Below are 18365 nucleotides of genomic sequence, written 5' to 3'. Positions count from 1 at the left end.
GGGAGCAGCCATGACAACGTTATTGGAATTCAAGCAGGTATCGAAGCAATACGGCGCGGATACAAGAGCGTTATCGGATGTTAATTTCACAGTGAGGCAAGGAGAGTTCGTGTCAATTATCGGACCTTCAGGAGCGGGTAAATCCACGCTCCTTCGCTGTATTAACCGAATGATTGACGCGAGCAGCGGAGAGATCATGTTTGACGGCTCAGACATCATGAGCTTGAAAAAACGGGAATTGAAGCAGCTGCGTTCCCAGATTGGCATGGTTTTCCAACACTACAATTTGGTCAACCGGTTGACCGTAATCGAGAACGTCCTACACGGACGGCTCGGGTACAAATCGGTGCTGGAAGGCGCATTCGGCTTTTATAGCAAGGAAGAGAAGCGTCAAGCGTACAGCATTTTGAAGATTCTGGGGCTGGAAGAGCAGGTTTACAAGCGCTGCGACCAGCTGAGCGGCGGCCAAAAACAGCGTGTCGGCATTGCCCGAGCCCTCGTTCAGGCGCCGAAAATGCTGCTTTGCGACGAGCCGATCGCTTCGCTCGATCCGAATGCTTCCAAAACGATTATGAACCATTTGCGCAACATTTGTACGACCATGGGCATTACCGTCATCGTGAACCTGCATCAGGTGGATATAGCGCTAAAATATTCGGACCGGATCCTCGGTGTGAAGAAGGGAACGATCATTTATGACGGTTCTCCGGCAGGAATCAAGCGGGAGCAACTGACAAGAATTTATGGCTCGGAGATCGATGAGCAGCTCGGGGAGTTGGAGAGTCAATATGCGGGATAACTTCTTTCTTAAGAAGCGGATGAACACCCTATACTTCTGCTTGTTCATGCTGGTTGTTACCTTCATCTCGATCATCGTAACGGACTACGACGTCATCAAAGGGTTTACTTCGATACCGAAAGCGGTAGAATGGGCAGTCTCGAACTTTTACCCGAATGAAAAAGCGTGGAACCGTCTGCCTGCAATCGCCGGCAGTCTAACCGAAACGCTGCTTGTCTCGATTGCCTCCACCGTTGTAGCGGCCATCTTCGCCTTGGTGTTTGCGATTGCGGGATCTCATGCGACGGGCGTCGGCGGTTTCATCAGCTGGCTGAGCCGCTCGATCGCGACGTTATTCCGCAATATTGATGTTGCCGCTTGGTCGATGATTCTGCTGATGTCGTTCGGGCAAAACGTGCTGACAGGCTACTTCGCGCTGTTCTTCGGCTCCTTCGGCTTTCTGACCCGCGCTTTCATGGAATCGATCGACGAAGTCAGCAGCAGCTCTGTCGAGGCGCTGCGGGCAACCGGCGCCAGCTATTTGTCCATCATTATTCATTCCGTTCTCCCGTCCAGCATTCCGCAGCTGCTCAGTTGGATCTTGTTCATGATCGAGACCAATATCCGTCAAGCGACGCTGATCGGCATATTAACCGGTACCGGGATCGGATTTCTGTTCAGCTTGTACTACAAAAGCTTGAATTACAATTCCGCCTCCATGGTTGTGATGGTGATCGTCTGCACGATCATCATCATTGAATCCGTTTCTAACTATGTCAGGAAGGTGATCCTGTAACATGGAACTGCAAGAAACCCTGAAGGCCATCTATGACAAGGATGACGAGCGCAACCGGATTGACGCGCAGATGAAGGCGAAGCCGTTCAACAAGCAAACGATGGTCATTCGCCTAACGCTTTTTACATTGACGTTACTTACGATCTATGGATTTGTCACATTTGATTACAAAAACATTGCGTTTTTCAAAGCGGTCTCCTCAACGGCGGGCACCGTGAAAACGATGTTTTTCATGCCGGGCTTCAACCACTTTTCGTTCCTCGATGCGCTGCTGCAGGTGGCGATTACGCTAGGGTTGGCCTTTCTGACAACGCTGTTCGGCGCAATCATCGCCTTGTTCCTAGGCCTTTTGGCTGCACGCAACATTTCCAATCCCAAGTTCTCAGCTGTGATTAAAGCGGGTGTCGCTTTGATCCGGGCGGTTCCGACTGTGTTATGGGTTCTGATCTTTGCGGTCGCAGCAGGACTGGGCAGTGTGGCAGCGGTCATCGGGATGACGTTTCACTCGGTCAGCTATTTGGTTAAAGCGTATTCGGAGTCTTTTGAAGAACTGGATAAAGGGGTCATCGAGGCATTAAAAGCAAGCGGCGCCAGCTGGTGGCAAATCGTGTTTCAAGCCGTTATCCCTTCGACGGCCACGTATTTGATTTCCTGGACATTCATGCGCTTTGAGATCAACTTCGCCGTCGCTGTGGCGATGGGCGCAGCCGCCGGTGCCGGCGGGATTGGTTACGATATGTTCATGGCCAGCTCCTTCTATTACGATGTGCGGGAAATCGGCGGCATTACTTACTTGATTCTTGCTTTCGCGGTTATTCTTGAATTCATCGCGGCCAGGATCAAGCGAACATTGAGAGTTCACGATTGAGTGGAGGCGTAGCCTTACTTGCAAAAAAGCCGCGTATCGCGGCTTTTTTGTTGGGAGAATGGCGCTAGGTGGGGCCCGGCGCGCAGCACGGCAGCACGCTGGGCGGCTGCGCCGTCCGCGGGACTGCCCCCGCGTCGTCCCGGACCGTTCGCGTGCCACCCACCGCCGCGCCATGCCCCCGCGCGCCTCTACCGGCTGCCCGCAGGCAGCCAGCCCGACAGGAGCGCGCCTCCGTCCGGGTGGTTGCTCGCCGCCAGCTCGCCCCCATGGCGCCGGATGATGCGCTGCGAAATCGTCAGCCCAAGCCCGGCCCCCCCCGTCGCGCGATTCCTTGATTGCTCCCCCCGATAGAGTGGCTCGAACATACGGCCCAGCTCCTCCGGAGCAAAACCCGGTCCCGAATCGCGGATCGTGAACACCGCCTTGTCCCCCTCTTGCCAGCACTCGACACGAATTCGCCCGTGCTCAGGTGTGTGACGCACAGCATTGTCCAGCAAGTTGCTGATCGCACGCTCCAATAAGTGCGAATCCGCGCGGCACATCACCTTCACCCCCAACGCATAATTGACGTCGATCGCGATGCGTTTTTGCTCAGCTTGCGGCTCCAGACTGCCGATTGACTTCATCATAATCTCATTAAGGTCAACCGCATGCTCACTTAACGCTGGTTCCACATATTCCGTCTTGGTAAAAGTAAAAAGATCCTCGACCAGCCGGTCCAGCTGCGCCGATTTTTCCTTGCAGACGGCGATATACTTCGCCGCTTGCTCCGGCGTGCGCGCAATGCCCTGCTCGAGTCCATCCAAATATCCGCGCAACGCAAATAACGGTGTCCGCAAGTCATGCGCGACAGCGGCGATGACGAATCGCCGTTCCTCCTCCAGCTCCGCCTGCCTCGAGTACGAGCTTTGAAGCCCGTTCACCATCGATTCAAAGCCATCGCGAACTTCAGCGACCTCACGGATAGCCGACTGGGGCAGCTGAACGTTCCAATCGCCGGCGGCAATCTGCCTGGCCGCCTGGCTCATCCGCTCCAGAGGCAGGAGAAGCAGCTTGCGCATGCGAATGCCCGCGACAAAGAAGGCAAGCAGCAGTCCTGCGAACGCAGCAATCATAGGGATTTTATAGGAATTTAGCTGGTTCCCTCCAAGATGAAGGGTGTGGTTCGTGATCAGGTGCGCAACGACAAAAAAGATCCATGGCAGTGTCAGAAGAAGCACTAAGCTGAACAAAAAATAAGTGCGAATTCGAAGTTTTCCCATGCTACACACCCTCGAAGCGGTAACCGACGCCCCATACGTTAGTCAAATATTGCGGCTGCTCCGGATCAAGCTCGATCTTCTCGCGCAGGCGGCTCAGATGAACGCGAATCGTATGCTTGTCACCGACACCTTCCCAGAATTTAGCGAGCAGCTGATCATAGGTGAACACCTGTCGCGGATGTTCGGCAAACAAGCGCAGAAGATCGTATTCCTTCGGCGTGAGCGAGATGCTCGTGCCATCGGCGAACACTTCTCTGGTGGTCAAATCGAGCTTAAGGCGTCCGTAGTCCAGCACCTTGGCCGCGCTTGCCTGCGGTGAACCGGCACGCCGCAAAACAGCCTTGACGCGGGCAACGATCTCGCCGGGCGAAGCTGTTTTGACAATGTAGTCATCGCCGCCGAGCGTCAGTCCGCGAATCTTGTCCACGTCATCGCTGCGCGCGCTCAAGAACAGGATGGGGACGCTGCTCTGAGTGCGAATGCGCCGACAGAGATCGAAGCCGTTATCTCCCGGCATCATAATATCCAGGATGATGCAATGAATCCTGTTTTGCTCAAACACGGACCAAGCTTGTGCCGCATCATGGGCTGTAACAACCGCAAATAGATCGTTTTCCAAAAAATCCCTCAAAAGTTCGGCGATGCTCTTATCATCGTCCACAACGAGGATCAAAGGTCTTTCATTCACATCCATCCCGCCTTCATTTCGTATACAACACAGTGTATCATCTCTTCCCTAAAAACAAACGAGCCCCGCACATATTGTGACGGTTTGTTTATCGTTTTGTGACCTTTTTGGCCCTCCTTTTGTGAGCTTCCTTTGTTATCTTTCTTAGTAGTGAAAAGAGTAGAAGGAGGTTACAGAGATGTTAGATATTCAAATCGTGCTGTTCGACGGATTCGACCTTTTGGATGTGATCGCGCCTTACGAAGTTTTTTGCGCGGCGGGCATGATGACAGACGGGGCGGTGCGCGTAGAGTTCGTCACAGCGGAAGGGCCAAGGCTCGTGCCGAGCGGCGTCAACGGAGTGCCCCTTGAAGCAGTAAGCCGCTTAAGACCAGACCGGAAGGGCATCATTCTGGTACCGGGCGCATCCGGTGAGGTGGAGGGAGACGGCTCTGATTCCATTCCTGCCGTTTTGGGCCGGACGATGAACACCGGGCTAACAGGAATGATCGAACAAGCACTCGCACACCCGGATATGATTTTGGCCACTGTGTGCGGAGGATCCCTCGTGCTGGCTATGGGCGGACTGCTGGAAGGCAGGCCGGCGGTTACGCATCCCTTAGGGATGGATATGCTGGAGGCGACAGGCGCTACCCCTGTAAAAGCCCGCGTCGTCGACGACGGCAATCTCGTTACGGGAGGCGGCGTCACTTCGGGGCTCGATGTCGCGTTACATCTGGTGGAACGCGAGCTGGGGCCGCGTATTGCGCACGAAGTGGAACGATTGTTCGATTATGAGCGCAGAGGGACCGTCTGGCGCAATAGCGGACTTGCTCCGCATACTAGTCGCGGCTCGGCAGTCAGCGATGCAAGCCCTGCGCAACTTCGACCAGACACGGCTGCGCATGACGCATCGGGATCCCTCTTCGACGGAGAATGGGACACGACCATCGCTACCCCGGTTGGCAAAATGGCCGTAAAGCTCCATATCGCAACCGTGGATGGCGCCATTCAAGGGACAGCGACGCAAGGGGATGAGGTCAGTGCGTTTATCGACCCCGATCGGCAAGGAAATACGCTGCGCTGGTCGCAGCGAGTTGCGAAACCGATGAGACTAACTTTGAAATTCGAGGTTACGGTCAACGGCGATCAAATGGCCGGAATCGCCAAAGCCGGCGTGCTGCCGGCTTCACAACTTACAGGAAAGCGGATCTAGCGGGGGGCACATGGAGGGACAGCATTCATTTTACAAACTGATCGCCAGTATCGTTACCATTTACATCCTGTACGTCTTGGTCAATGACTTCGTTGTCGATCCCCACGCCCAGACCTTTCTCAGTTATAAAACGGGTCTCCGGCGTGAGCTTAAGCCGCAGATCTGGCTCATCGTCATGTACATTCATGTGGGGTTCGCCTGTGTAGCAATGGCTTCGGGGCTCATGAATTTTTCCACTCGCAGCTATTGGAAACGCCGCAGATTCCACCGCGTGAACGGCTACGTCTATGCAGCATCCGTGCTTATTGTCGTACTGACTTCAGGGTATATGGCGCCTTACGCTACGGGAGGCCAAATAAGCAGCATGGGCTTCAACCTGCTCAATATTTTTTGGCTTCTTATCACGACGACAGCGCTAGTCCATATCTTTAGGAAGCAGATTATTCAGCACCGGCGGTGGATGGTGCGGAGCTATGCTTTTTGTTTTACGAACATGCTAATTCATCTGTTCACTTTCATGCTTCACCAGTTGATCGGCCAAGCTTATGTGGAAAGCTATGTGATCGCGCTTTACAGTGCAATCGTGTTGGTACTCGTGGCACCGGAACTGTTTTTGCGTATGGAGAAGCCTTTTATGATGTTTCGCAAATAAGCCGTGTAAGCGGAATAGACGCTTGTCAGTTGCGCTGTGACTCAGAGGTATGATATGATTTGTAAGATATTAGGGAAAGGAGGTGAAGGTAGGATGAATCGAGAGTTTGTGAACAACCGTGTGAGCCAGTTACCTATCGCGATGGCTGGCATCGTTCATGCAGCAGCCCGCAACGGGAGAAGTCTGTCCATTCTTGTTCATACGGTTACACAACTTACGAGAAGACGCCTACCTTAACCTCAATCGGACTATCCGCCAAGGTCGTAGGAATTTTCCTGCGGCCTTTTTTGCTGCGTTCAGGAGATTCAGGATAGGGTCTTTCATAACCAAGGAGGATCCGAACGATGATAATTGTAAATGGTCAAAATATAAAGAAATACCACGGCGCACAGCTGGTGCTTGCGGATGTCACTTTTGAAATTCAGCAAGGTGAACGGGTGGGGCTGGTAGGCCGCAACGGAAGCGGCAAATCCACCCTCCTGCGTCTTATTTCCAAGGTGGAAAAGCCAGATGAAGGACAGCTGACGGTAAGTAAAAACGCAGCCATCGGCTACCTAGCGCAAATACCGACAGAGTGGGAAAAGGGCACCGTATACGATGTGCTGGCGTCCAGCTGTAGAGAGCTGCTCGAATGCCGCGAGGAAATGACCGAGCTGGAGCAGCGCATGGCGCGTGAAGGAGCGGGCAGCTCGATCGACAAGCTGCTGGCGAGATACGCGCAGCTGCAGGAGCGTTTCGAACGAGATGGAGGCTACGAGATCGATGCCAAAATTGACCAAGTGGCCAATGGGCTTCACATTGCCCGGGAGGTTTACGAACGCAGCTTCGTCTCGCTGTCCGGGGGAGAGAAGACGAAGATCGCTCTCGCCTCACAGCTGATCGGCAAGCCGGATTTGCTGCTTCTCGACGAGCCGACGAATCATCTTGATTTGGCTGGCGTGGAATGGCTGGAGGAGTACCTGGCTCATTACGAGGGGGCTTGCTTCATCGTATCGCATGACCGCTACTTTTTGGATAAAGTCGTGACCAAGATTGTTGAACTGGAAGATGGCGAGTCTTCCACGTACCTGACCTCTTATACCGGCTATGTGAAGGAGAAGGAGGTCCGGCTGCTGCAGCAGTTCGCGGATTACCAGGAGCAGCAGAAGGTGATCAAGAAGATGAAGGAGACGATCAAGCAGCTGATGGAATGGGGACGTATCGGGGGGAATGACAAGTTTTTTCGCCGGGCCGCCTCTATGCAGAAAGCGCTGGACCGGATGGAGAAGCTGAAGCGCCCGGTTCTTGATCCGAAGACGGCAGAGTTCGAGATGAAAGTGACCGATCGTTCCGGCAAGCGCGTCATTGCCTTCGAGCAAGTGAGTAAGCGCTACGGAGATAAAGTGCTGCTGCAGCAGGAAAGCGGCCTCCTGGCGTATGGCGAGAGGGTCGTGCTCCTGGGGCATAACGGCTCGGGGAAGACGACGCTGTTGAAAATGGTTTTAGGTGAGGTATCCCCTGACCAAGGGAAACTCGAAATCGGGTCGCGCGTGGAAATCGGTTATTTGGCTCAGCAGGAGTATCCCGATGATCTGAAAAAAACAGTGCTAGCTTACTTCTGCGAGCAGGCGAAGCTGGAGGAAGGCGAGGCGCGGAGCCGACTTGCTGCTTATTTGTTCTATGGCGCTGATGTGTTCAAGCCGGTGAGTTCACTCTCGGGCGGGGAATGGACGCGGCTGCGTCTGGCACTGCTCGTGCTTCGCAAGCCGAACTTGCTCATTTTGGATGAGCCGACGAACCATATGGACATTGCTTCGCGCGAAGCGCTGGAGGATGCGCTTGATGAGTTTCCAGGTACGGTGCTTGCCGTTACGCACGACCGTTACTTCATGAACCGGCTGACCCACAAAATATGGGAGCTGGATCAAGGGCGCATCACCGTTTTTGTAGGCAGCTTTGATGACTACAAAGCCAAAAGCGCGGAGCTGCGGAAGCGGAGCGCCGTCGAGGCGGTGCCGGCGGCGGGTGCTAGAGCCGCGGTAGCCAAGACGGAGCCGCGCACGGAGGTGGCACGTCAGAAGGCGGGAGCGGCTGCGATTGCGCCTGCGGAGTCGGCTCCGCTCGGGCCATCTCGCAGCTCGGCTGCGATCGCGCGCCTGGAAAAGCAGATCGCCGAGGCGGAAGCGCGGCTCGGCTTGCTTGACCAGGCGCTGGAGCGCTCAGCCGCGGAGGAGATGAGCCGCCTCTGGGCAGAGCGCGTAGCTGCGCAGGAGGCACTCGACCAGCTGTATACGCAGTGGATGCAGCTGGAGGAGTAGCAACAGTGCTTGGCGAGCACTGTTGCTGGGGCTGTTCGCGGCGGGGCTGGCGCCGAGCCGTAGATTCGGGCTGCGGGAGCGAGGCCGGTTGCTATCTGCGAGGGGCTCGCTTTCCTGCAAAAGTAGCAGGATAAATGGCGCTATCGCCGCGAAGGGCTTGTTATCCTGCGAAGACAGCAGGATAACGAGCCCTTTTCCGCAAAAACAGCCCCGCTGGGCTAATTAGTCCTGCCAAAAATGCAGGATAAGCGCGCACGCAGGCTGTTTTCGCCACGGGCTATTCCGCCATTTTTGCAGGATAGCCCGCGCCGCGCATAGCCCCACGCCCCGGCCCGCGCCGCCATCCGCGAACCTCCCGCCCATGCGGGAGGTTCTTTCATTAGCTACGGCTTCACCGCCACCTAAAAAAATTACAAAATAAACTAAAACGATCAGCGTTATCTTCTTTGATGTAAGCCTTTACAATGGGAGGGATGATAGATGAAGAGCTAATATGATGCGAAGAAAGGGGTACATACGCGAAATGAAGACGCTAAAGCGAATTGCGCTGGGCATCGATAGTGTGTTCGAAAATTTTGCACTGATCGCCTTAGCCTCGATGACGATCATTGTCACGATTCAGGTTGTCACCCGGAAAATTTTTAATTATGTATTCTTCTGGTCGGAAGAGGTTACGCTGCTGCTGATGGTCTGGTTTTCGTTCATGGGCATTGCCATCGGGTTTCGCGAGAAGCTGCACATGGCCATGGATAGCGTGACGAAGCATTTTCCTGCACGCGTGAACTGGGTGCTGGATAAGGTGATTGATATTTGCATTTTCCTGTTCGGACTGTATTTGGTTGTCAACGGCTGGGGCTTCACAGTGCTGATGAACGACTCCACAATGCCTGCCACACAGCTGCCGAACAGCGTGCAATATGCCGTTATGCCGCTTACAGGCGTGATGATTTGTGTATACTCGCTGCTGCAGTTAATCGGCATTAATACCAAAAGACATCATGATATTGAGGAGGGTTCGGATTAATCATGAACGCTATGGCTATCACGATTCTTCTCGTCAGCTTCATCGTGCTGATCGTACTGCGCTTTCCGATCTCGATCACGCTGGCCGGTTCCACGCTCATCACGCTGATGTACCTTGACATTCCATGGGTCGTCGTCGGTCAGCGGATGATTCAGGGCATTAACTCGTTCCCGTTATTGACGATTCCGTTTTTTATCCTGGCCGGGCAGATTATGAGCGCCGGGGGAATGGCTGTCCGCCTTGTCAACTTTGCCCAGCTCTTTGTCGGCGCAGTGAGAGGCGGTCTGGCGATGGTGAACTGCGTGGCCTGCATGTTTTTTGGCAACATTTCGGGTTCCGCAGTAGCTGACGTATCTTCGATCGGTTCGGTGCTAATCCCGGTGATGAAGAAAAAAGGCTACGACGCCGACTACGCTGTTGCGGTTACAACATCCGCTTCGATTCAAGGGGTTGTGGTGCCGCCGAGCCATAATCTGGTGCTCTATTCTATCGCTGCGGGCGGCGTCTCGATCTCCAGTCTGTTTTTGGGCGGGATCGTGCCGGGACTGTGCCTATTGTTCACACTGATGGGAGTTTCGTATTTCATCGCCGTCAAGCGCGGTTACGCCAAAGGTGAACCTGTCAAATGGGCCGATGTGCCCAAAATTGTCCGTGACGGCTTCCTTTCCTTGCTGACAGGGGTTATCATTCTTGGAGGCATCCTGAGCGGTTGGTTCACGGCAACAGAGTCCGGTGCGATGGCGTGCGCCTACGCGTTTATCCTGACCTTTTTCGTTTACAGAGACGTCCCGCTGCGCGGTTTTTACACGATACTGAAGCGCACGTTCCGTACAGTGGCGATGGTGCTGTTCTTAATTGCAGCTTCGGACGCGTTCGGCTGGATTCTCGCCTACCTCAAAATTCCAGCGATGGTCACCGACCTGTTCCTGAATATTTCGAGTAATCCGCTGGTCATTCTGCTGCTGATCAATATTTTGTTACTGCTTCTCGGCTTTCCGATGGATATGGCGCCGATGATTTTGATCATGACCCCGATTCTGCTGCCTGTCGTCACTTCGTTGGGGGTTGATCCCGTACACTTCGGTATCATTCTGATTTTGAACTGCGGCATCGGGCTGATTACACCGCCGGTCGGGACGGTGTTGTTCGTCGGCTGCGCCATAGGAAGGGTAACCGTCGATCAGGCGACGAAAGCGTCATGGCCGTTTTTTATCGCGATGTGTCTGGTGTTGATGTTGATCACTTATATACCGAGCATCTCGCTCTGGCTCCCGCATCTCATTAATGGGAAATAAAGCAACTAAAATAATTACAAAAAGATATAAAATCACTCACATATGAAATGAATGCGCTTGCAATTATACTGAATTACGACAGCTGATGAATGAAGCGAATTTAATAATGAAACAAATTGATCCATAAAGGGGCGAATAACATGAAAAAGAAATTGGTCACAGGTTCCGTTGTCGCTTTACTGCTTACTGGTTCCATTCTCACAGGCTGTAGCAGCCAGCCGGCTGCCGGCGGCAATAGCCAGGGATCCACAGGCGCTGCCAAACCGGAGGATAAAAAGCCTACGTTAACGATGCGTCTGGCGGATACACATCCTCCTGATTATCCGACGGTACTCGGGGATAAGAAGTTTGCCGAGTTGGTTAACCAGAAGTCCAACGGCAGGATCAAAATCGACGTGTTCCCCTCTTCGCAGCTAGGTGAAGAAAAAGCGGTCGTGGAGCAGGTTCAACTCGGAGCGATCGAGTTTACGCGGGTCAGCACCGGCGTTGTGGCGGACTTCAGCAAAGCGATGGGCGTCTTCAGCCTCCCGTACATTTTCGATAACGAGGAGCATGAGTGGAAGTTCCTGAACAGCGCGGAAGGCAATAAGCTGCTCGACAGCTTATCTGCATCGCGGTTCGCCGGTCTTGCTTACTATGACTCAGGAGCGCGCCATTTCTACAGCCGCAAGCCGATTACACAGATCAGCGATCTGAAAGGCCAAAAAATTCGCGTAATCCAAAACAAAATCAACATCGACCTGATCTCGGCGCTGGGCGCGAGCGCAACGCCAATGCCTTACGGCGATGTGTTCAGTTCCTTGCAAACCGGGGTCATCGATGCGGCGGAGAACAACTGGCCGAGCTACGATACATCGAACCATTATACCGTTGCCAAAAATATGATTCTCGACGGCCACCAGCGCGTGCCGGAAGTGCTGATGATGAGCAAGGTCGCTTTCGACAAGCTCTCGGATGAGGATAAGAAGATTGTGAAGCAGGCCGCTCAGGAATCCGTGCAGTATCAACGCGACGAGTGGAAGAAATTCGAGAAGAAATCGGAAGAGAAAATTCGTGCCGCCGGCGTGACGATTACGGAAGTGAAGGACGTGAAGCCTTGGCAGGATGCTGTGAAACCGACCATCGACAAGTATCGCGCCGAATATAAAGATGTGTTGGATGCTATCGACAAGGCGCGGAAATAAGCATAAAATTGAAGTAGTAGGGGGGCCCGCAAGCAGGCGCCCCCTTTTGTGTAATAGCGGACAGGGGGAACGGGTATTCTGAGGAAATTGGAATCGATAGGTCGAGGCATCCTGAGAACGATATTGCTGCGCGACCTTCCGCTGACGAGCAAGCTTCTCTTTTATGCCGGATTACTTGTGGTCGTGCCAATGTGCTTCATCGGTCTGGTATCCTACATCCGTTCAGCAGAAGTGTTGGAGAACGAGGCCAAGCAGTACAGCTGGCAGATCATTGAACAGGTGAATACGCACGTAGGGTATTATGTGAATGATTTTGAGATCAGCATTTTGAAAATCATTAATGATCCCGTGATGAACGCTTTAACGAAGATCAGCTCCAAAGAGGAGCTGGCGCGCAGCGGCATCCAGGATGATGTGAGGCAAGTGCTGCGGCAGGCGGCTTATTCGCGCTCCGATATTTCCAATATTACTGTGGTGCTTGAGCATATTCAGACCTTCGACGTATGGAGCAGCCTGAATGCGGCCCGAACGAGCGACCCGCAGCTGGAATATTGGTACGCTGCAGTACCACGTGGGTATGAGCCAAAAATATTTACGCGGATGATCATGATCGATGACCGCAAAGAACAAGTGATATCTATCGCCAGGCGGCTTGTCAGCCCGCTGACCCTGCAGCCGATCGGGATGATTATCATCGACGTGAATTATAAGCGGTTTCAAGAAATCGCCGAGAAGGTGACGATCGGGCGGACAGGATATCTGTACATTCTCGATTCCGAAGGGCGTTATGTGTATCACCCTAATTACAGCTTCCTGGGGATGCCGGCGGAATTTGAAAATTTGCCGAATATCCTGACAAGCGATGATAGCGGGTCTTTCGTGACGGCCGCCGGTGAGAAGCGGCTGCTGACGTATGCGCATTCGTCTTTTCTCGGCTGGACGCTCGTGACTTCTATCCCTTACGCAGAGCTGCTGCAGGGAACGGCTTATATTAGGCATACGATTTTTCTCACAGTATGCATTACGTTGTTCGCCGCCACCTTGCTCGGAATCGGCTTAGGGAGCAGCATCATTCGTCCCGTGAAGCGGCTGGCCCGTTATACAAGACGTGTGGAGGCCGGAGATTTCACAGGCTCGGTTGAGGTCGAATCGAAGGATGAGATCGGCTTGCTGACGCACAGTTTTAATCGGATGGTTGTGCGGCTGCGCAGCTTGCTGGATGAAGTTTATTTCTCCAAGTTAAGGGAGACGGAGCTCGCGCTGCGTCAGCGGGAGATTGAACTCAAGGCGCTGCAATCGCAGATGAATCCGCATTTTTTATATAATTCGTTGGACACGATCCGGGGAATGGCGCTTGAGCAATCAGTAGACGCGATCTCGGATATTGCCGGTGCCCTGGCACGGTTGCTGCGCTACAACCTGAAACAAACATCGCAGACGGTTTCGCTGCGAGAAGAGCTGTATTATGCGGAGGTTTATTTGCAAATTCAGAGCTTCCGCTTTGAAGATAAGCTGGTGTATGAGCTGGATGTCCCGGAATGGGCGCTTCATCAGCAGATCGTCCGATTTTCCTTGCAGCCGCTTGTCGAGAACTGCATCGTGCATGGAATCGAACCGGCGCTGGGCATCACGAGAATCGTCATTTCCGCCTTTGAAGACGACGACCAGACGCTCGTCGTACAGGTGAAGGATACCGGAATGGGGATTCCGCTGGAACGGCTCTATGAAATCCGCCATAGCTTGCGCGAGAAGTATATTATGGATGGCGGCCCCAGCATCGGCATTGTGAATGTGCATCGGCGCATCCAATATTTGTATGGGGAGAGCTACGGCATTACGATCGACAGTACGGTAGAGCAAGGTGCCATCGTGCAGATTCGGTTGCCATTAACCGCTCAGACTGAAGAGAGGAGGACGAACGTTGTATAAGGTCATGCTGGTGGAGGATGAGCGTTGGGTGCGAACGGCCGTGAAGCGGACGATTGAGCGAACGGGGCTTCCTTTTCAAGTGACGGGGGAATGCCAGAACGGCTTGGAGGCCATGGATTGGCTGCAGGAGCAAGATGCGGATCTCGTGCTGACGGACATTCGTATGCCCGTGATGGACGGTCTGACCTTTCTCTCCCAGCTTCGCGAACGCCAAGCGCCGGTTTCAGTCATTCTGGTCAGCGGCCACGATGATTTCAAGTACGTTCAGCAGGGGCTGCGTCTCGGCGTGTTCGACTACATGTTGAAGCCGGTGGAGATTGCGGAAATGACGGCCTGCCTGAACAAATGGATAGAGAACGTGGGGGAACGGAAGCAAGCCAAGCCGGCTGTGAAGGACGTGCAGGAGTTGACGCCGGTGGAGCGGGTCCTTACGCTTATTCGCGAGCGGTTGCCTGGCGAGATCACGCTAACCGATGCGGCTGCTGCGGTTCATTTGAACCCGAGCTATTTGAGCCAATTGTTCAAGCAGCGGATGAATCAGACATTCGTCGACTACGTGCTGCATGCCCGCATGAATGAGGCGGAGCGGTTATTGCAGCATACGTCGCTGCGCATTTCAGAGATTGCCGATCGGCTCGGTTATGCCGATGTAGCTTACTTCAGCAATACGTTCAAGCGTATTAAACAACGCACCCCTTCAGAGTTTAGAAAAGTATTAACAGAACGCGAATAGGAAGCGGCTTGCCTTATGCAGCTGCTTCTTTTTTGTTTAGATGAAGTGTTGCATTCGCCTTGCAGGGCATACACTACAATTAATTACAACCAAGAAGGAGGATGTTTGCCGAATGAAATATACCGTGCAATATATACCTCTTAACAAGATTAAGCCTGGATATTCCGACAAAATTACGCAGCGGATCAGAGAACTCCGCAAAGCTGCCCAGGATTGCATGCATTTGCTCGTTGTGCGGAAAAGCAAAAAAGACGGCGGTTACATCGTGGTCAGCGGGCACCAACATTTAGATTACCTGCAAAAGCATACGAAAAAAACAGCTGCACCATGTCTTGTGGATGAAAGTAAACTTTCAACGAAATTGGGCACGTTGATGGATCAGCTGCGTAGGCGCAAATTGCCCTATGAAGTTCCGCACATTAAGCTAAACCGCTTGACCCCGAGCACTTGGGCCATTATGCATGCGTTTTTGAAGCAGGAGCCTCGGTTTAGACGATTATCCCGAAGCCAGCAAATTAAAGTGCTGCTGCTAGGACTACAGTATAAGAAGACAACGGTGTCTTCCATGAAAGCTAAAGTAAACGACTTGCTTAAGGTACGGGGGTAAAAGATGAGGCTGCGCCTTATGAACGGCCGGCGTGGCATTGTACAGCGGATAGCGGAAGAGATGCTTCCGCTATTTGTGTTTTTTTTGAGTTTACACAGCGGAATAAGGGAATATTACCTCTAAAACTTAAAACTTGTCTGTGGCGGAGGTAACCACTGTGGTTAAAATTATTCAATTGAGTATTGTCTTGGCGCTAATCAGTCTATTCACACCGGAATCCATTAGCGCTTCGGAAGGGGCGGAAGTGTTTGATATCCAAAAGGGCGAAGTCGTGCGCAGCATTCCGAATTCCAACGCTCTGCAAAAGCAGGCGAAAGAGCTGCTAGCGTCCGCTGTCGGTTTTGCGGGCTCATTGCGAATTGAGCCGAGCGATGGGATCGCGATCAGAATCCCGCTGACACCTCCACAAAAGCTCCCAAATCGCTTTGTTTCGGGGACGGTTACGGAGGTCATCCTGTTTGTTGGGCGAATACCGTCCTATAAACCGACCATGTTGGTGTTTACCAAGGAAAATCAGGTTGTAGCTGTGCAATTAAGCGGGGGCCGCAGTCTGAAGGCTTTTCTGAAAGCATACAAATTGTACAGTCCAGAGCTAAAGCTGGGTTTAGTGAAGATGGATATCCAAAATATGGACATTAGCCAAATAAAACGGTAAGATTGATTATTGCATATTTTGTTCTCTATCGAGTGAGAAGGAGGTTTGCGGGTTGCCACAGCTAGATATGCCTTCCCTGATGCTGATCCTGCTGGCTTTGCTTGGCGTCATCAGCCGTAATAATTCAATTACGATCGCTGCCGTTGTGCTGTTGCTGATTCGGGTCGTGAATTTGCAGCAAGCCTTCCCGTGGATTGAGAAGAACGGACTTTCGCTTGGCATCATCATCCTGACGATTGGCATCCTCGCGCCGCTAGCCAGTGGTTCGATCAGTGTTAACGAGCTGTATCAGTCCTTTCTGAATTGGAAATCGCTCGCCGCTGTCGTTATAGGCGTGTTGGTCGCGTATTTAGGCGGACGTGGGGCGCACTTGATGTCCAGCAACCCGACGATCGTGACAAGCCTTGTGATTGGTACGATCATCGGTGTAGCCTTTCTCAAAGGCGTGCCGGTCGGACCGTTGATCGCTGCCGGAATTTTATCGCTGGTTATCGGCAAGTAAGCGCGCAAAAAAAGGGGCAGCCGCAAGGCTGTCCCTTTTTTGTCGTGTAAGACGGCTATACTTTAAACATGCGGACCGAGTCGTTGAAGGCTTCGGACATCGTGGACAGCAAAGCGGTGGAGCGGGTAGTCTCCTCGATCGCTGACTTCTGATCCTTGGCGAACCCGCGCACATGCTGCATACCGGACGACGATGAGGCTGCTATCCCTGAAATGACCTCGATCTCCGACCCGGCGGACATCTGCCGCCTGATGAATGGCAAGAATCCCCTCGGCGACTTCACTCGAGCTATCCTTCATAATCTGCACCGTTTGTCTTGTTCCCGCTTGAATGCTTTGGATCAGTTGCGATATTTGCGCTGCGGATTGCCCTGACTGCTCTGTCAGCTTGCGCACTTCACTTGCCACCAAGGCAAATCCGCTGCCACGCTCCCCGGCCCGGGCCGCTTCAATGGCCGCATTAAGAGCGAGCAGCTTCGTTTGAGCTGCGATCTCTATGATCACTGTGCTTCCGGATCGTTGTTGATCGCCCCTGGTCGGTCTATCAGCGCATCGTAATCATCGCCCCGGCCCTGAAAAATCTTCTGCGCTGTGGCGGAGATCTTCGATAGGGAGAATGCTGTATGACAGCGATTTTCATGCATATACACTTCTTTAGGCTGTGGTTCGGTTTTGGGCTGCAGTCTGAGGCACGCTGATTGCCGGTAAGTGGAACCTATTATATAATGACCACATCCATATAGAAAGCTGATAATATCGATTGAATCAATCGATGAGATCGATCGTTAGGGGGATCGTCATTTCACTCCGAATATTCCTTGACAGGAATATTCGGAATGGGGTATATTTGAATCAAAAGGAGAACAGGTAAATAATGGGCACGAACCTCATAACAACACTGAGTGCGCTTGCTGAGCCCAACCGACTTCATATTATTGAACTTTTGCGCAGCGGTCCCTTGACTGTCGGAGAAATTGCCGAACGGCTGGACCTTCTCCAACCGCAAACTTCGAAGCATCTCCGTGTACTCAGCGAAGCTGGGCTCGTCGAAGTGCAAGCAATAGCGAATCGGCGCATCTATCGGCTGCAGTCCGCGCCGTTTTTGGCACTCGATTCCTGGCTCGATGCCTATCGCAACGTTTGGGAAGAACGATTCGACAACCTGGAGAACTACCTGCAGAAGCTGCAATCCAAAGAGACGGACAAAGATTAAAAAACCAAATTCAAGGAGGATTTTTAATGTCGACGAATATGGTTGTAAGAGTAGAAGGTCAGGAATTCATTTTGGAGCGCGTATTTGACGCACCTCGTGAACTTGTTTTCAAAGCGATGTCAGAGGCTGAGCATCTGAAACATTGGTGGGGTCCCCGCGGTTGGGAGCTTACGGTATGTAATGTGGACTTTCGTCCAGGCGGAGTCTGGCATTACTGCATGAAGTGCATTGATGAGAACCAAGGGGACTTCTTCGGTTTTGAAGCTTGGGGCAAAGCGCTGTACCAGGAGATTGAAGTTGCCGAGAAGATTGTTTACGATGACTACTTCTCTGACGCCGAAGGCCATGTTGCGGAGGGGATGCCCGCTAGCCATATCACAATCACCTTTTTGGAGCATGAGGGTCGAACGAAGTTAATCAGCTGCGCCCGCTATGAATCTGTTGAGGCGCTTCAACATGTGATACAGATGGGAATGGAGCAGGGAATCCGGGAGACTTGGGATCGTCTTGACGAGCATCTGCAAGCGGTGAAGTAATAAGGAACAATAGGGAGCGATTCAGCCGAGAGGCAGCCGCTCTCTTTTTATATAATCCTATCATTTTGACCCGAGAAAAATAGGCTGCGACGAATTCCAGTATGATATAATATGGAAGAGTATGACAATTACTGGACTTAGGGGAGTGAATA

20 protein-coding genes are annotated in these 18365 nt (G+C 52.7%); 17 read left to right on the top strand and 3 right to left on the bottom strand.

The features are described from left to right. Positions 1–10 precede the first annotated feature (10 nt). The 3 genes from phnC to O9139_RS23570 are packed head-to-tail and all read left to right on the top strand — an operon-like array spanning position 11 to position 2442. Positions 11–799, top strand: coding sequence for a phosphonate ABC transporter ATP-binding protein (phnC, locus tag O9139_RS23580; RefSeq protein WP_270884206.1), 789 nt, complete (start codon positions 11–13; stop codon positions 797–799). Further along, positions 789–1574: a PhnE/PtxC family ABC transporter permease gene (locus O9139_RS23575; protein WP_270884205.1), complete on the top strand. Its 786-nt coding sequence runs from the start codon at positions 789–791 to the stop codon at positions 1572–1574. The genes phnC and O9139_RS23575 overlap by 11 nt, the downstream gene beginning before the upstream one ends. Position 1575: 1 nt before the next feature. After that, positions 1576–2442, top strand: coding sequence for a PhnE/PtxC family ABC transporter permease (locus O9139_RS23570; RefSeq protein ID WP_270884204.1), 867 nt, complete (start codon positions 1576–1578; stop codon positions 2440–2442). 188 nt (positions 2443–2630) lie between these two features. Here the strand turns inward: O9139_RS23570 and O9139_RS23565 are convergent, their stop codons facing one another. Both O9139_RS23565 and O9139_RS23560 read right to left on the bottom strand, forming a co-directional pair. Beyond that, positions 2631–3704 carry a sensor histidine kinase gene (locus O9139_RS23565; RefSeq protein WP_270884203.1) on the bottom strand — a complete coding sequence of 358 codons (1074 nt, stop codon included), beginning with the start codon at positions 3702–3704 and terminating at the stop codon, positions 2631–2633. 1 nt (position 3705) lies between these two features. Next, positions 3706–4392 (bottom strand): response regulator transcription factor, encoded by a 687-nt coding sequence (locus O9139_RS23560; protein WP_270884202.1) that lies wholly within the window; start codon positions 4390–4392, stop codon positions 3706–3708. Positions 4393–4570: 178 nt separating this feature from the next. Between O9139_RS23560 and O9139_RS23555 the strand changes: the two genes are divergently transcribed. The 12 genes from O9139_RS23555 (at position 4571) to O9139_RS23500 (ending at position 16465) form a co-directional block, all read left to right on the top strand. Continuing rightward, on the top strand, positions 4571–5587 hold the full coding sequence (locus tag O9139_RS23555) for a DJ-1/PfpI family protein (protein WP_270884201.1): 1017 nt from the start codon (positions 4571–4573) through the stop codon (positions 5585–5587). Positions 5588–5597: 10 nt separating this feature from the next. Then, entirely contained in the window at positions 5598–6239 is a 642-nt protein-coding gene (locus O9139_RS23550) for a DUF2306 domain-containing protein (protein WP_270884200.1), read from the top strand. Positions 6240–6332: 93 nt separating this feature from the next. Continuing rightward, on the top strand, positions 6333–6476 hold the full coding sequence (locus O9139_RS23545; protein WP_270884199.1) for a hypothetical protein: 144 nt from the start codon (positions 6333–6335) through the stop codon (positions 6474–6476). A gap of 107 nt (positions 6477–6583) precedes the next feature. After that, positions 6584–8536: a ribosomal protection-like ABC-F family protein gene (abc-f, locus tag O9139_RS23540; RefSeq protein WP_270884198.1), complete on the top strand. Its 1953-nt coding sequence runs from the start codon at positions 6584–6586 to the stop codon at positions 8534–8536. A 523-nt stretch (positions 8537–9059) separates the two neighbouring features. Next, a complete protein-coding gene (locus O9139_RS23535; RefSeq protein ID WP_270884197.1) occupies positions 9060–9560 on the top strand; it encodes a TRAP transporter small permease in 501 nt (166 codons plus the stop codon). Between the two features lie 11 nt (positions 9561–9571). After that, complete coding sequence (locus O9139_RS23530; RefSeq protein WP_270884299.1) at positions 9572–10855, top strand: TRAP transporter large permease; 1284 nt, start codon at positions 9572–9574, stop codon at positions 10853–10855. Positions 10856–10995: 140 nt separating this feature from the next. Continuing rightward, positions 10996–12039, top strand: a complete 1044-nt coding sequence (locus O9139_RS23525) for a TRAP transporter substrate-binding protein (RefSeq protein WP_270884196.1) — start codon at positions 10996–10998, stop codon at positions 12037–12039. Between the two features lie 87 nt (positions 12040–12126). After that, the gene (locus tag O9139_RS23520) at positions 12127–13968 is read left to right on the top strand and encodes a cache domain-containing sensor histidine kinase (RefSeq protein ID WP_270884195.1); all 1842 of its coding nucleotides are present in this window, start codon (positions 12127–12129) and stop codon (positions 13966–13968) included. Then, positions 13961–14701 (top strand): response regulator transcription factor, encoded by a 741-nt coding sequence (locus tag O9139_RS23515; RefSeq protein WP_270884194.1) that lies wholly within the window; start codon positions 13961–13963, stop codon positions 14699–14701. The genes O9139_RS23520 and O9139_RS23515 overlap by 8 nt, the downstream gene beginning before the upstream one ends. Before the next feature lie 112 nt (positions 14702–14813). Beyond that, positions 14814–15308 carry a hypothetical protein gene (locus O9139_RS23510; RefSeq protein ID WP_270884193.1) on the top strand — a complete coding sequence of 165 codons (495 nt, stop codon included), beginning with the start codon at positions 14814–14816 and terminating at the stop codon, positions 15306–15308. Between the two features lie 157 nt (positions 15309–15465). Continuing rightward, entirely contained in the window at positions 15466–15963 is a 498-nt protein-coding gene (locus tag O9139_RS23505; RefSeq protein ID WP_270884192.1) for a hypothetical protein, read from the top strand. Between the two features lie 67 nt (positions 15964–16030). Continuing rightward, complete coding sequence (locus tag O9139_RS23500; protein WP_270884298.1) at positions 16031–16465, top strand: DUF441 domain-containing protein; 435 nt, start codon at positions 16031–16033, stop codon at positions 16463–16465. A 62-nt stretch (positions 16466–16527) separates the two neighbouring features. Here O9139_RS23500 and O9139_RS23495 read toward each other — a convergent pair whose 3' ends face one another. Continuing rightward, positions 16528–16968: a methyl-accepting chemotaxis protein gene (locus O9139_RS23495; protein WP_270884191.1), complete on the bottom strand. Its 441-nt coding sequence runs from the start codon at positions 16966–16968 to the stop codon at positions 16528–16530. Positions 16969–17338: 370 nt separating this feature from the next. Between O9139_RS23495 and O9139_RS23490 the strand changes: the two genes are divergently transcribed. Beyond that, on the top strand, positions 17339–17677 hold the full coding sequence (locus O9139_RS23490; protein WP_270884190.1) for an ArsR/SmtB family transcription factor: 339 nt from the start codon (positions 17339–17341) through the stop codon (positions 17675–17677). 26 nt (positions 17678–17703) lie between these two features. Then, the gene (locus tag O9139_RS23485; RefSeq protein ID WP_270884189.1) at positions 17704–18213 is read left to right on the top strand and encodes an SRPBCC domain-containing protein; all 510 of its coding nucleotides are present in this window, start codon (positions 17704–17706) and stop codon (positions 18211–18213) included. The last annotated feature ends 152 nt before the right edge of the window (positions 18214–18365 follow it).

Source organism: Paenibacillus aestuarii, from assembly GCF_027789125.1.
In the GTDB taxonomy this organism is placed as follows: Bacteria; Bacillota; Bacilli; order Paenibacillales; family NBRC-103111; genus Paenibacillus_E; species Paenibacillus_E aestuarii.
This window is presented reverse-complemented; position numbering and strand designations above follow the sequence as displayed.